This is a genomic window from Sinimarinibacterium flocculans (genome assembly GCF_003201205.1).
GTDB classification, from domain to species: Bacteria; Pseudomonadota; Gammaproteobacteria; order Nevskiales; family Nevskiaceae; genus Solimonas; species Solimonas flocculans.
The window spans coordinates 168,020-182,555 of the sequence record NZ_QICN01000002.1 but is presented as its reverse complement, the minus strand read 5'-3'; the positions used below and the strand labels follow the sequence as shown (position 1 = coordinate 182,555).

Here is a 14,536-nt window from a genome sequence, read left to right as displayed (position 1 = left end):
CAGCATGAGCATCCTCATCGACAAGAACACCAAGGTCATCTGCCAGGGCTTCACCGGCAAGCAGGGCACCTTCCACTCCGAGCAGGGCATCGCCTACGGCACCAAGCTGGTCGGCGGCGTCACCCCGGGCCGCGGCGGCAGCCAGCATCTGAACCTGCCGGTGTTCAACACCTGCCACGACGCCGTGGCCCAGACCGGCGCCGACGCGACGATGATCTACGTGCCGGCGCCGTTCGCCGCCGACGCGATCCTCGAAGCGGCCGACGCCGGCATCCGCGTCATCGTCTGCATCACCGAGGGCATCCCGGTGAACGACATGATCAAGGTCAAGGCGACGCTGCGGCACCAGTACCCGGATTCGGTGCTCATTGGCCCGAACTGCCCGGGCGTGATCACGCCGGGCGAGTGCAAGATCGGCATCATGCCCGGGCACATCCACAAGCCGGGCAAGATCGGCATCGTCTCGCGCTCGGGCACGCTGACCTACGAAACCGTCTACCAGACCACGCAGAACGGTCTCGGCCAGTCGACCTGCGTCGGCATCGGCGGCGATCCGGTGCGCGGCCTCGGCTTCATCGAGGTCATCGAGCTGTTCGAGAAGGACAAGGCGACCGAAGGCATCATCATGGTCGGCGAGATCGGCGGTTCGTCCGAGGAAGAGGCCGCCGAGTACATCAAGGCCAAGGTCAAGAAGCCGGTCGTCGCCTACATCGCCGGCGTCACCGCGCCGCCGGGCAAGCGCATGGGCCACGCCGGCGCGATCATCTCCGGCGGCAAGGGCACGGCCGACGAGAAGTTCGCGGCGCTCGAAGCGGCCGGCGTCAAGACGGTGCGTTCGCCGGCCGATCTTGGTGCGGCGATGAAGTCGCTGCTCTGATCCGGACGACCGACCCCGCGCCGCCAGGGCGCGGGGCATTGCGCTGATGTCCGCTTCGCTGAAACTCGCGCTTGCCCAGCTCAACCTCTGGGTGGGCGACGTCGAGGGCAACGTCGGCAAGATCATCGACGCGGCGACGCGTGCGCGCGACACGCTCGGCGCCAGTCTCGTCGTGTGTCCGGAGCTGTCGCTCATCGGCTACCCCCCGGACGACCTGCTGCTGCGCTCGGGCATGCCGGCGCAGATCGAGCAGGGCGTCGAACGACTGCTGCGCGAGGTGCGCGACATCACCCTCGTCGTCGGGCTGCCCGAGTACGTCAACGAGGCCGCCGAACGTGTCATCTACAACGCCGCCTACGTGATCCGCGACGGTGTGGTCCTGGCGCGCGCGCGCAAGCAGCGCCTGCCGAACTACGGGGTCTTCGACGAGCGCCGACATTTCCAGCCGGGCGGCCGCACCCTGGTATTCGATCACGAAGGCACGCGCCTGGGGCTGTGCATCTGCGAGGACATCTGGGGTCCCAATCCGGCGGCGGCGGCGAAGGCGGCGGGCGCGCAGCTGCTGCTCAACATCAACGCCTCGCCCTTCGATCTGAGCAAGAGCCGCGAACGCCGCCGCGTGTTCGACTCGCGGGTCGCGGAGACGGGCCTGCCGCTGGTCTACGTCAACTGCGTCGGCGGCCAGGACGACGTGCTGTTCGACGGCGATTCGACCGCGATCGACCATGACGGACGCGTTGCGTTCTCGGCGCCGCTGTTCGAGGAGGGCGTGTTCGCGCTGGACTTCGACGGCCGTCGCTGGAGCGGCCGTGAGCGCGAAGCGCAGTCGCGGGAAGCGGTGGTCTACAGCGGCCTGGTGCAGGCCGTGCGCGACTACGTGGATCGCAACGGCTTTCCCGGCGCGCTGGTGGGCATGTCCGGCGGTATCGATTCGGCCCTGGTCGCGGCGATCGCGGCGGATGCACTCGGGGCGGAGCGGGTCTGGGGCGTGTCGCTGCCGTCGCGCTACACCGCGCAGATGTCGAACGACGATGCGCGCCTCGAGGCCGAGGCGCTGGGCATCCGCTACTCGGTGCTGCCGATCGAGCCGGCGTTCGAGGCGTTTTCCGGTGCGCTGGCCGACAGCTTCTCCGGGCGCGCCGTCGACCTGACCGAGGAGAACCTGCAGTCACGCTGCCGCGGCGTGATGCTGATGGCCCTGTCGAACAAGTTCGGTCACGTGGTGCTGACCACCGGCAACAAGAGCGAGATGGCAGTCGGGTACGCCACGCTCTACGGCGACATGTGCGGCGGATTCGCCCCGATCAAGGATGTCTACAAGACCCTGGTCTACGAGCTGTGCCGCTACCGCAACACGCTCGGTGCGGTGATTCCGGAACGCGTGCTGACGCGGCCGCCCAGTGCCGAGCTGCGCCCGGACCAGAAGGATTCCGACTCGCTGCCGCCGTACGAGGTGCTCGATCCGCTCCTGCAGCTCTACGTCGAGCGGCAGCTGTCGATTCCGGAAATCGTCGAGCGCGGCTTCGACGAGGCGGTGGTCAAGCGTATCGCCGCGCTGGTCCGGCGTTCCGAGTACAAGCGTCGCCAGGCGCCGCCCGGGCCGAAGATCACCGAATGCGCATTCGGGCGCGAGCGGCGTTACCCCCTCACTGCGGTTTACGGGGATATTTGACGCCATCCTTGGCGGGGCTGCGCGCTCTTGGGAACGCCCGGCCCGGCCATCCCTGGCCGGGCGTTCGCCGATGCAGGCGATGCCATTCAAGGCATCGCCAAAGCGCATCGGCTCACCCGCTCACCGCCGTTTACGGCGACATCTGATCCGGCGGCGCGGCGGCCGTGTCCGTCGACTCCATCGTCGCCGAGGCTTCCGGCGCGGGCGCCGGCGCATTGCGCAGGTAGGCCTTGCGCAGCCGCTGCGCGTCCGCGGCCTGGGTGTCGAGGTCGAGCGCGGCGTAGCTCTTCTCGAGCAGGCTCAGCGCATCGAGGGTCGCCGGTGCGCCGGGGTACTGGCTGACGATCTGCTCGGCGCGCTTGGCGGCGGCGACGAAGGCGCCGCGACGCATGTAGTACTGCACCACGGTGAGCTCGTGCTCGGCGATGCGGTTGCGCAGGTAGATCATGCGTGCGCGCGCATCGGCCACGTACGGGCTCTGCGGATAGCGCTGGATCAGCACGCCGAAGTCGTCGAACGACCGCCGCAGGCTGCTGGTATCACGGCGCGTCGTGTCGAAGCCGAGGCTGTCGGCGATGCCGCGATCGCGCTCGAAGTTGACCAGGCCCTTGAGGTAGTGCACGTAGGCCGCGTGTTCGTGTCGCGGGTAGTCGCGCAGGAAGCGGTCTGCCGCAGCCAGCGCCTCTTCCGGCTGGTAGTTGCGGTACAGCGCGTAGATGCGCTCGACCTGCGCCTGCACGGCGTAGTCCGTGAACGGAAAGCGCAGCGTGAGCTGGCTGTAGCGCTGCAGGGCGCCGGCAAAGTCGCTGGAATCGAGGGCCGCGCGCGCAAGCCGGTACAATTCGCCGGCCTGCAGACGCTGTTCGCGGATCGAGGTCTGTTCCGGACGGAACGGGTTCTCCGGCGGCAGTCGGTTGGGGTCGGAGCTGCAGGCGCAGACGACGCCGGCGAGCGCCAGGACGACGGGAATGCGGAATCTCATCTGATCGAGAGGGCTTGTGGAAGCGACTTCCGGAGTAGCCGGGGAGTATAGCCGATGACCGCGGCGACTCCGGACGATGATGCCGACCTCGTTCTGCATGCCGAGGTTCCCGAGAGCGGCGACGGCAAGCGCCTGGACGCGGTCTGCGCGCAGCTGTTCGCCGACTACTCCCGCTCGCGCCTGCAGGCCTGGATCGAGGCCGGGCGGCTGCAGGTGGACGGCGAGGTCGTCACCCGCTGCCGTCATCCGGTAACGGTCGGCGCGCGGCTGCGGTTGCTGGCCGAGGAGATCGAGGAGGCATTCACCCTCGAACCGCAGGACCTGCCGATCGACGTGGTGCATGCCGACCGCGATCTCGCCGTCATCGACAAGCCCGCCGGCCTGACCGTGCATCCCGGTGCGGGCCAGCGCGACGGCACGCTGCAGAACGCCCTGCTGCACCATTTTCCGCAGACCGCTGCGGTGCCGCGCGCCGGCATCGTCCATCGCCTGGACAAGGACACGTCGGGTCTGATGGTGGTGGCCCTCAACCTGAAGGCACATGCCCGCCTCGTCGCCGACCTGCAGGCGCGGGAGATCCGCCGCGAATACGAGGCGCTCGTGCAGGGCGAGCTGATCAGCGGCGCGACCATCGATCTGCCGATCGGCCGCCATCCGCGCGACCGCCTGCGCATGGCCGTCGTCGAGCATGGCGGGCGCGATGCGGTGACGCACTACCGCATTGGCGAGCGCTTTGCCCAGTTCACGCGTCTGGACGTGCGACTGGAAACCGGGCGCACGCACCAGATCCGCGTGCATCTCGCGCAGTTGCGCCACCCGATCGTTGGCGACCCGCTCTACGGCGGGCCGCTGCGCGGCAGTGGCCTGGAGCCCGAGCTGCGCGAGGCGCTCCGGGCGATGAGACGTCAGGCCCTGCATGCGCGCGCGCTGGCGCTGGTACATCCGCGCAGCGGCGCCGAGGCGAGCTGGGAGCGGCCGGCGCCGGAAGACATGCAGATGCTCTACGCGCTGCTGCGCCGGTTCGCGCCGCACGGCGCCTGACGGATGATCGACGCCCTGGTGCCCGAGTGGCCGGCGCCGGTGCGCGTGCGTGCGCTGCAGACGCGGCGCGGCGGCGGGGTCAGCGCCGGGCCTTTCGCGACGTTCAATCTCGGCACGCACGTCGGCGATTGTCCGGACAACGTCGCGTGCAACCGCGCACGCCTGCGCGAGGCGCTGCCGGCCTCGCCGCAGTGGCTGCAACAGGTGCATGGCCGCACGGTCGTGCGCCTGCCGGGCGACGGCGCGCCCGTGCCCGCCGATGCGGCATGGACCGACCGCACCGGAACCGTCTGCGCCGTGATGACGGCGGACTGCCTGCCGGTGCTGCTGTGCAGCGACGACGGTGACGCGGTCGCTGCCGCGCATGCGGGCTGGCGCGGGCTTGCCGCCGGGGTACTGGAGGCGACGGTGGATGCGATGCCGGCGCCGCCGCGCCGGCTGATGGCCTGGCTCGGCCCGGCGATCGGTCCGGCGGCCTTCGAGGTCGGGCCGGAAGTGCGCGCCGCATTCGTCGACGCCGATCCGGATGCCGCGTCGTGCTTCCACTCCGGTGCCGGCGACCGCTGGCTCGCGGACCTGTTCGCGCTGGCGCGCCGGCGCCTGCTGGCGGCCGGTGTGCGCGCCGTCTTCGGTGGCGGGCACTGCACGTTTTCCGACCCGGCGCAGTGGTTCTCGTTCCGTCGCGATGGCCGCTGCGGACGCATGGCCAGCCTGATCTGGATCGACGGCGACTGAGGCATACCGGGGTTTTCTTGCGCCCTCGATAGGCGTCTGCTAAAACTCTTCGAAGAAGTGCGCTCCGTGGGGAGTGCACCAAAAATCAGCGAAGAAACCGCATGCCGGTTTCCGGTGCGCGTGGAGGAGAGGCTGTCATGCCGCAGTGCCACGGAGCCGTGGCCCGTCTCCGCTTCCCCGCACACCGCAACGCAATCGTTCGAGGCAGAACACTGGGAGCAGGGGATGAGCATCAATAGTCGTAACGCCGCCTACCCGCGGCTCGCGATCGCCAGCGCCGTTGCGGCGATGTTCTGGGGCAGCGCCGGACACGCCCTGGATTTCGACATCGGCGACACCAACGTGCGCCTGGACAACCTGATCACCATCGGCGGTCTGGTGCGCATGCAGGATCGCGACAACAGCCTGGTCGGCAAGTCCAACCTCAATCCGGGACTGTGCGTGAGTCGCACCAGCCCGGCCGGCGACGGCCCCGATCCGTCCGGCAACAACACCTTTTCCGGCGACACCTGCTCCGGCACCGTCGAGGACCCGCAGTTCGGCAACCGCAACAACTTCTTCGTGGCCCAGCCCGGCGGCTACCAGCCCAACGGCGACAGCGGCAATCTCAATTTCGACAAGTACGACGTGGTGCACGCCACGGCGAAGATCACCAGCGACCTGAACGTCGAACTGTTCGGCTTCAACGTCTTCGCCCGCGGCATCTACTTCTTCGACGAGCGCTACAGCGACTTCGAGGAACGCCATCCGGATACCACGCTGCAGCCGTCCCGGACCGACTATCCCGACGCGGCGGTCGACGAGAACGGCAACGATTTCCGGATGCTCGACTACTTCGTCAGCCGCACCTTCGAGGTGGGCGACCGACTGGTGAGCTTCCGCCTCGGCAACCACGTGCTGAACTGGGGCGAAAGCGGCTTCCTGGCGCTCAATAGCCTCAACACGATCAACCCGCTGAACCAGGCGCTGCTGCGCCTGCCCGGCTTCGACATCAAGGAGCTGTTCCTGCCGGTGGGCATGGCCTCGCTCAACATCGACATCGCCGACGGCTTCAACCTCGAGATGTTCTATCAGTACGAGTGGGAGCCGTACGTCGTCGACCCCGTCGGCAGCTATTTCTCGACCGCCGACATCGTCGGTGCCGGCGCCACCTACGCGATGCTCTCCTTCGGCAAGGCGCCGGAGGACCCGTTCGAGCTGTACGAGCCGTGGCGCAATCCGGACGATCCGGTCTCGCTGCTCGGCTCGGTGTCGGATCGCACGATGCGCCGCGACTTCGACGAAGAGCGTCGGCGCGCACCGGACGACGGCGGTCAGTACGGCTTCTCGCTGAAGGGCTATTTCGAAGGCCTGAACAACGGCACCGAGATCGGCCTGTACTTCGCGAACTACCACTCGCGGGTGCCGGCGGTTTCGGTCATTGCCGCGGATGCCACTTGCATCCCGGATGGTTCGATTGTCAGTCAACTGCCTGTCCTCGGCGCCCCGCTCGATGGCCTGCTTGGGGCGCTGCCGCTGGATACGGCGCTGAACATCGTCACCCTGCTGGCGCCGCAGGCGGCTGGCGGTTGCGGCATTCCGGCCGGCAACCTGCTCGCGGCGGCGGGCGTGCCCGGTTTGGCGCTGAGCCCGATCGCCGGCAACGACCAGCCTGGCTATCGCGACCCGCTGCCGGTCGGTTCGATCCGCTACTTCACCGAGTATCCGGAAGACATCCGCCTCTACGGGATCTCGTTCAACACGACGCTCGGCGACTGGGCCTGGTCGGGCGAGTATGCGTTCCGCGAGAACCTGCCGATCCAGATCCACACCACCGATCTGGTGTTCGCCGGTCTGCAGCCGGCGTTCCCGGCCAGTGACTTCAGTCTTGCGCCGATCGCGACGCTGCCGGGTCGCCGCACCGCGGTGCCGGACTTCACCTCGGTCTATCGCGGCGTCGAGTACGGCCCCGGTGATTACATCCAGGGCTTCGAGCGCTTCAAGGTCGGGCAGCTCGGCACGACCTTCCTCAAGACCTTCGGTGGCGACAACCCGATCGGCGCGAGCCAGATCATCTTCCTGCTCGAAATGGGCATGACCCAGGTGTTCGACATGCCGGACATCGACGAGCTGCAGTTCCAGGGCGCCGGTGTCAACACGCACGTGTCGGGCGGTGCCGACGGCAGCACGGGCATCAACCCGATCGACGTGCGCACCGATCCGAACGATCCGACCACCAACGGCACCGACCCGAACCTGCGTCAGAACCCGACCGCGCATCCCGATCTGGCCGGCTTCGGCACCGACATCTCGTACGGCTACCGCCTGGTGACGCTGACGCGCTACGACAGCGCGTTCGCCGGCATCAACCTCGAGCTGCTCGGCGCACTGTTCCACGACGTCGAGGGTGTGGCTCCCGGCCTCGGACAGAACTTCGTCGAGGGTCGCAAGCAGATCCTGGCCGGCGTGCGCTGGGACTACCTGTCCCGGTACACCGGCGAGATCCGCTACACCTGGTTCACCGGTGCGCACTCGCGCGATTCGGCGCACGATCGCGACAACCTCCTGCTCTGGGTCGGTTATCAGTTCTGATCGAATGCCGGGAATGCGTATCGGCCGGCAGGGCCACCGTTCGGCGCTGCCGGCCTTGTTGTTGCTGGTGGTTGCCGGTGCGCACGCGCGCGTCGCCGAGGAGCAGCTTGCCCAGCTCGGCACCTCGCTGACGCCGGTCGGCGCCGAGGCCGCGGCGAACGCCGACGGCAGCATCCCCGCATGGGACGGCGGCCTGGTCGCCGCGCCGGAATGCTTCGCCGGCGCGGGCAGCCGCTATTGCGATCCATTCCCCGACGATGCGCCGCTGTTCACGATCTCGGCGGAGAACCTGTCCCGGTACGAGGAGTACCTGAGCGAGGCACAGGCGGCCCTGCTGCGGCGGTATCCGGACAGCTATCGCATGCCTGTCTATGCGACGCGGCGCAGCTTCGCGAACCCCGTGTTCGTCTACGAGGCCAGCCGCGCCAATGCCCTGCGCGCGGAACTGCAGGGCAACGGCGAGGTGCTCAGCGGCGCCGTCACCGGCGTGCCGTTCCCGATCCCCGGCAACGCCTTCGAGGTCATCTGGAACCACAAGGTGCGCTACCGCGACGTCTCGGTGCGACGCTGGAACAACCAGTTCGCGGTGGCGGCGTCCGGCGACTACAACCAGACGACGATCCGCGAGGACCTGCGCTTCATGTACTCGCGTCCGGGGCTCGCGCCCGAGGCGCTTGGCGAGGTCCTGTACCACGCGTTGGAACTGGTGACCGCACCGCCCCGGCTCGAGGGCTCGATCCTGCTGCTGCACGAGACGCGCGACCAGATCGCCGAAGCGCGACGCATCTGGCAGCACAGTCCCGGGCAGCAGCGCCTGCGCCGCGTGCCCAACGCCGGCCACGACACGCCGGCGCTGGGCGCCGACGGCCTGCGCACCCACGACCAGGCCGACATGTTCAACGGGCCGACCGAGCGCTACGAGTGGAAACTGATCGGCAAGCGCGAGATGTTCGTGCCGGCGAACAGCTATCGCCTGCACAGCGACGCGCTCGAGTACAGCCAGATCGTCGGCAAGCATCACCTGGCGCAGGAGCACACCCGCTACGAGCGGCGCCGGGTCTGGGAGGTCGAGGCGACGCTGCGGCTGGGCAGCGGGCATCGCTACAAGCGCCGGCGCTTCTTCGTCGACGAGGACGGCTGGCAGATTCGCATCGTCGACGTATATGACGCACGCGGCGCGCTCTGGCAGCTCCAGGAAGCGCACACCGTGATCGCCTACGACAAGCCCTACGAGCTTCCGGTGTGCGAAACGGTGTACGATCTTCCGGGCAATCGCTATCTGGCCCAGGCGCTGAATAACGAGGATCCGGAGACCGCGACCTGGGTGTTCGACGAGGATCACTTCGAGCCGCGCAAGGTGTCGCGGCTGGCGAAGAAATGAACGCTCCGTCGATGCCGGGTTCGCGGCCGGTGGCGTGGGGCACTGGCAACAATCGATCAGTCACGGATGCGGCCGAAGGCGCCGTCACCGATGAGGGGATGACCATGAACAAGCGCGCAACCCGCAATGCGACCCTGCTGCTGGCCCTGTGGCTGGCGGCTGGCCCCGCGGTGGCCCAGGACGAGGCCGACGACGGCGTGGAGACGACGGTCAAGCCGCTGCCGTCGGAAATCATGCCGCTGACGCCCGGCAGCCTGCTGCTCGACATCGTCAACACCGGCGAACACCTGATCGCCGTCGGCGATCGCGGGGCGGTCGTCGTCTCCAACGACGGCGTTAAGTGGGCGCAGGTGCAGACACCGACCCGTGCGCCGCTGACGGCGGTCGATTTCGTCGACGCCGATCACGGCTGGGCGGTCGGCCACGATGCGGTGATCCTGCATACCGCCGACGGCGGGCGCAGCTGGGAGATCCAGAACTTCGAGCCGGAGCTGGAGATGCCGCTGCTCGACGTGCTGTTCCTCGACCAGGAGCGCGGCTTCGCGATCGGTGCCTACGGGCTGTTCTACGCGACCACCGACGGCGGCGCTTCGTGGGAGGAGGTCGACAGCCCGATCCGCGAGGACGAGTGGCACTTCAACTCGATGACGCAGCTCGCCGACGGCGCGCTGTTCATCGCCGGCGAGTCGGGCACGCTGGCGATCTCGACCGACGAAGGACAGACTTGGTCGGCGGTGGAATCGCCGTACGAGAGTTCGCTCTTCGGCGCACTGCCGTATGCCGACAAGGGCGTCGTGATCTTCGGCCTGCGCGGCAACGTTTTCGTCAGCGAGGACGCGGGCTCGGGCGAGTGGCGCGAGGTCACGACCGGGTCGGTCGCGTCGATGTTCGGCGGCACCCTGCTCGACGACGGACGCAAGGCCATGGTCGGCGTCAACGGCAACGTCATGCTGTCGGCCAACGGCATCGACGAGATCACGGTGCTCAAGTCCGCGGCCGGCACGCCGCTGTCGTCGGTGATTCCGCTCGGCGACGTGCTGCTCGCCGTCGGCGAGTCGGGCGTCCAGCGCATCGCGCTGCAGTAACCACGCGTATACATAGCCACGAACAACGGGGGCTCGGCTCATGGCTGGCACATCGCTCTTCTCGCAGGAAAAGATCCTTGCGGTCGTCGAACCGATCGTCTACGGCAAGCGCATGCTCATGCTCGCGCTGCTCGGCGTTCTCACCGCGGTGTTCGCGTGGTTCGCCGCCGGCACGCACGTGGATGCCGGCTTCGACAAGTCGATCCCGCTCGAGCATCCGTACATGAAGGTGCTCAAGCAGTACGAGGATGACTTCGGTGGTGCCAACACCATCCTTGTCTCGCTGATCCAGAAGGACAAGAGCCACGACATCTACAACGAGCACTTCCTGAGCAAGCTCAAGCAGGTCACCGACGAGGTGTTCTTCCTGCCCGGCGTTGATCGTTCACGCGTGTCCTCGCTGTTCACGCCGGATGTGCGCTACGTCGAGGTGGTCGAAGGCGGGTTCGCCGGCGGCAACGTGATCCCGGCCGAGTACCAGCCGACCGAGGAAATGTTCACGCTGGTGCGTGCCAACGTCGGCAAGGGCGGTCACGTCGGCCGCTACGTATCGAAGGACCAGACCGGTGCGATGGTCTTCGCCGAGCTGCTCGAGATCGACCCGGTCTCGGGCAAGAAGCTCGACTATCGCGAAGTGGCCCGGCAGCTCGAGGACAAGATCCGCGGCGCCTACCAGGACGACCAGGTCGACATCCACATCATCGGCTTCGCCAAGGTCATCGGCGACGTCACCGATGCCGCGAACGAAGTGATCATGTACTTCTTCGTCGCGCTCGGCATGACCTTCGTGCTGCTGATCCTCTACCTCGGCAGCTTCAAGCTGTCGGTGCTGCCGCTGGTGTGTTCGTTCATTGCGGTGATCTGGGAGTTCGGCCTGCTCACGGCCAGCGGATTCGGCCTCGATCCGTTCGCCATCCTGGTGCCGTTCCTGATCCTGTCGGTCTCGGTGTCGCACGGCGTCCAGTACACCAGTTCATGGGTGTCCGAGCTGGCGACCGGCAAGAACGGCTACGAGGCGTCTCTCGAGACCTTCCGCCGTCTGGCGATTCCGGGCACCACGGCGCTGATCACCGATCTCGCCGGCTTCCTGACGATCCTGCTGATCCCGATCGACATCATCCGCGAGATGGCGATCAACGCCTCCTACGGCATGGTCGCGATCATCGTCACCAACAAGATCCTGATGCCGATCTGGCTGACGTACATGAACGTCAAGGACGTCGAGTCCTTCGTCAAGAAGCAGGATGCGCGCGAGGCGATCTTCAATCCGGTGTTCCGCGCGATGACGGTGGTCACCAAGCCGGTGCCCGCGGCGCTGGTCATCATCGCGCTCGCCGGTGCCTACGGCTGGGCGCTGTGGAAGAGCGAGGGCATGATCTACGGCGACGCGCAGTCCGGCGTGCCCGAGCTGCGCCCGGATTCGCGCTACAACAAGGACTCCGACGCGATCACCGCCAACTTCACGATCGGTACCGACATCCTCAAGGTCATCGCCGAGACCGATCCGGAATCGTGCATCAAGTACAACGTGATGGAGCAGATCGACCGCTTCGGTTGGCACATGGAGAACGACCCGGGCGTCGCGTCGATCCTGTCGCTGCCGTGGGCCGCGCGCCAGGTGAACTCGGCGTTCTCCGAGGGCGCGCCCAAGTTCCGGGTGCTGCCGCGCAACCAGTACGTCATGGTGCAGGCGATCACGCCGATCCCGACCTCGTCCGGCCTGCTCAACCCGGACTGCTCGGCGATGGCGGTGTTCCTGTTCACCAAGGACCACAAGGCGACGACCCTCGACCGGCTCACCGACAAGGTCAAGGCCTTCAACGAGCACAACGCCGAGCAGTGGTTCGAACTCAACAGCGGCGTCGATGCCGCCTACTGCGCCGACAAGAACGCCGCACGTCGCGCGCTCGGCGCCGACGAGGTTGCGCTGAAGAACCAGATCACCTCGCTCAAGGCGCGGGACTTCACCGACACCCAGGTCGACGGGGACGCCTCGATCATCGATCTGCGTGCGAAGGTCGAAGCGGCGGAGGCCAAGCTCGAGAGCTTCGACAAGCCGTGCCCCGTGAACTTCGCCCTCGCCAGCGCCCAGGGCGGCGTGATGGCGGCGTCGAACGAAGTCGTCAAGGAGAAGGACAAGCCGATCGTCTACTACGTTTACGCCGTGATCATCGTCTTTCTGTGGCTGAGCTTCCGCAGCGCCGCCGGCGTGTTCTCGATCCTGGTGCCGCTGTACGTGGTGTCGAACCTGATCCTCGCGCTGATGGCGATCAAGGGCATCGGCATGAAGGTGGCGACCTTGCCGGTCGCCGCGCTGGCGGTGGGCATCGGCGTCGACTACGGCATCTACATCTACTCGACGATCGAAGAGTTCGTGAAGAAGGGCAAGAGCCTCGCCGACGCCTACTACGAGACGCTGCGCATGACCGGCAAGCCGGTGATCTTCACCGGTCTGGTGCTGTCGGGATCGGTCGCGACCTGGCTGTTCTCCGGCCTGCAGTTCCAGGCCGACATGGGCCTGCTGCTGACCTTCGCCTTCTTCGCCAACATGATCGGCGCGATCTTTGTCTGCCCGGCGATCTGCCGCTTCCTGATGAAGCTGCCCAATAACTGAGAGCTGCGGCGTGGGGTTCGGCACCCCGGGTGGTGCGGGGTTCTTCTCTCTGGTGTCGGGCCACTGGCACGGCGGTTTCCGACGCGACAGCCCGGCACACATTCCCCATAATCGCATTCGCATGAGAGTCGAACCGAACGCGCAGCGCCGCTCGCAGCCAGTCAGGGCATGGCGCAGCGTTCTGGCCCGCGCCGCGGCGCGGGCGCTGCTCCTCACGGCCTGGGCGCCGGTCATGGCGCAGGACACGGCCAGCGATCTGCTCGCGGTCTGCAACGATGCGCTGCAGGGCAATGCCGGCTACCGCGCCGCGCGCGCCGAGTTCCTCGCCGCGCGCGAACTGCTGCCGCAGGCCAAGGGCAAGCTGCTGCCACAGCTCGGCGTGCGCGCCCAGTACGACTGGCTGCACGAGCACATCACCGGTGACTACTACGGCATCGTCGACATCGACCGCGACGACGATCTCGACCAGTTGCTGTACGGCGCGCGCCTGAGCCAGGCGCTGTACCAGCCGGGGCTGATGCTCGGCAAGGCGCAGGCGTCGCTGCGCGTGCAGCAGGCCGAGTACAAGCTGCGCGGCGCCCAGGACGCGCTGCTGCTGGCGGTCGCCGAAGCCTACTTCACCGTGCTGGCGGCCGAGGACGCGCTGCTGTTCGCGCGCGCCGAGACCCTCGCCCTGCGCGAGCAGCTCGCTCAGGTGCGCGCGCGCGAGGCCTCCGGCCTGGCCACCGATGCCGATCTGAAGACGGCGCAGGCGCGCTACGAGATTGCGGTCGCGCGCCAGACCGAGGCGCTCGATGCGGTGGCCAACGCGACGACGCGACTGGAGGCGATCGGCGGGCGGCGCTACGAGCGGCTCTGGCGCCTGCCGCTCAATCTGCTGCTGGTGCCGCCGCAGCCGGCCGAAGTCGAGGTGTGGATCGCGCGTGCCGAGGCCGAGAACACTCTGATCCGCATGCAGGCGCTGGGGGTCGACATCGCCGAACTGGGCTACGAGCGCGCGCGCAAGGCGCAGTGGCCGACGCTCGATCTGGTGGGCGACGCGTTCTCGCTGGAATCCAGCGGCGGTCTCGCCGGCGAGCGCAACGAGGATCAGGAGCGCATCGGCGTCATGCTGACGCTGCCGCTGTACACCGGCGGTCAGCTCGAATCGGCCAAGCGCCAGGCACTGGCACTGCAGACCCAGGCCGAGGCGTTGCGCGACGATGCGCGCACGCAGGTCCTGCGCGACGTGCGCATCGCCTACCGCAACAGCTCGGCGGGGCTGCAGCGCGTCGACGCGCTCAAGCGCGCGCTCGAGGCGACGATCGCGTCGGAGCAGTCGACGCGCGCCGGCTTCGAGGCCGGCACGCTGTCCAATACCGAGCTGCTGACCGCGGTGGAACGGCGCTATGCCGCCGAGCGCGATCACGCCAATGCGCGCTACCGCTTCCTGATCAGCTCGCTGCGCCTGAAGTCGCTGGCCGGAAATCTGCTGGTCGCGGATCTCGCGCAGATCAACCGCATGCTCGAGGCGCCGAGGCTGCCGTAGGCGCATTCATGCTCCAGCGAGCCGTTCTCCCCGCGGTCGTGCCGGCGGCG

10 protein-coding genes are annotated in these 14,536 nt (G+C 67.7%); 9 read left to right on the top strand and 1 reads right to left on the bottom strand.

Annotated elements, in window-relative coordinates:
- Positions 1–4: 4 nt before the first annotated feature.
- Together sucD and C8D93_RS04530 are read left to right on the top strand one after the other, a co-directional pair.
- Positions 5–877, top strand: coding sequence for a succinate--CoA ligase subunit alpha (gene sucD / locus C8D93_RS04535; protein ID WP_110263983.1), 873 nt, complete (start codon positions 5–7; stop codon positions 875–877).
- A gap of 46 nt (positions 878–923) precedes the next feature.
- Positions 924–2,549 carry an NAD+ synthase gene (locus tag C8D93_RS04530; protein WP_110263982.1) on the top strand — a complete coding sequence of 542 codons (1,626 nt, stop codon included), beginning with the start codon at positions 924–926 and terminating at the stop codon, positions 2,547–2,549.
- A gap of 130 nt (positions 2,550–2,679) precedes the next feature.
- Here C8D93_RS04530 and C8D93_RS04525 read toward each other — a convergent pair whose 3' ends face one another.
- Positions 2,680–3,531, bottom strand: coding sequence for an outer membrane protein assembly factor BamD (locus C8D93_RS04525; protein WP_170123900.1), 852 nt, complete (start codon positions 3,529–3,531; stop codon positions 2,680–2,682).
- A 54-nt stretch (positions 3,532–3,585) separates the two neighbouring features.
- Between C8D93_RS04525 and rluD the strand changes: the two genes are divergently transcribed.
- The 7 genes from rluD (at position 3,586) to C8D93_RS04490 (ending at position 14,486) form a co-directional block, all read left to right on the top strand.
- On the top strand, positions 3,586–4,572 hold the full coding sequence (gene rluD / locus C8D93_RS04520) for a 23S rRNA pseudouridine(1911/1915/1917) synthase RluD (protein WP_110263980.1): 987 nt from the start codon (positions 3,586–3,588) through the stop codon (positions 4,570–4,572).
- 3 nt (positions 4,573–4,575) lie between these two features.
- Complete coding sequence (pgeF, locus tag C8D93_RS04515) at positions 4,576–5,307, top strand: peptidoglycan editing factor PgeF (protein ID WP_110263979.1); 732 nt, start codon at positions 4,576–4,578, stop codon at positions 5,305–5,307.
- Between the two features lie 225 nt (positions 5,308–5,532).
- Positions 5,533–7,878, top strand: coding sequence for a DUF1302 domain-containing protein (locus C8D93_RS04510; protein ID WP_110263978.1), 2,346 nt, complete (start codon positions 5,533–5,535; stop codon positions 7,876–7,878).
- 13 nt (positions 7,879–7,891) lie between these two features.
- Positions 7,892–9,259 (top strand): DUF1329 domain-containing protein, encoded by a 1,368-nt coding sequence (locus C8D93_RS04505; RefSeq protein WP_110263977.1) that lies wholly within the window; start codon positions 7,892–7,894, stop codon positions 9,257–9,259.
- Between the two features lie 104 nt (positions 9,260–9,363).
- Positions 9,364–10,344, top strand: a complete 981-nt coding sequence (locus C8D93_RS04500) for a WD40/YVTN/BNR-like repeat-containing protein (protein WP_170123899.1) — start codon at positions 9,364–9,366, stop codon at positions 10,342–10,344.
- 40 nt (positions 10,345–10,384) lie between these two features.
- Complete coding sequence (locus C8D93_RS04495; protein ID WP_110263975.1) at positions 10,385–12,958, top strand: efflux RND transporter permease subunit; 2,574 nt, start codon at positions 10,385–10,387, stop codon at positions 12,956–12,958.
- A gap of 121 nt (positions 12,959–13,079) precedes the next feature.
- Positions 13,080–14,486, top strand: coding sequence for a TolC family outer membrane protein (locus C8D93_RS04490; protein ID WP_110263974.1), 1,407 nt, complete (start codon positions 13,080–13,082; stop codon positions 14,484–14,486).
- The last annotated feature ends 50 nt before the right edge of the window (positions 14,487–14,536 follow it).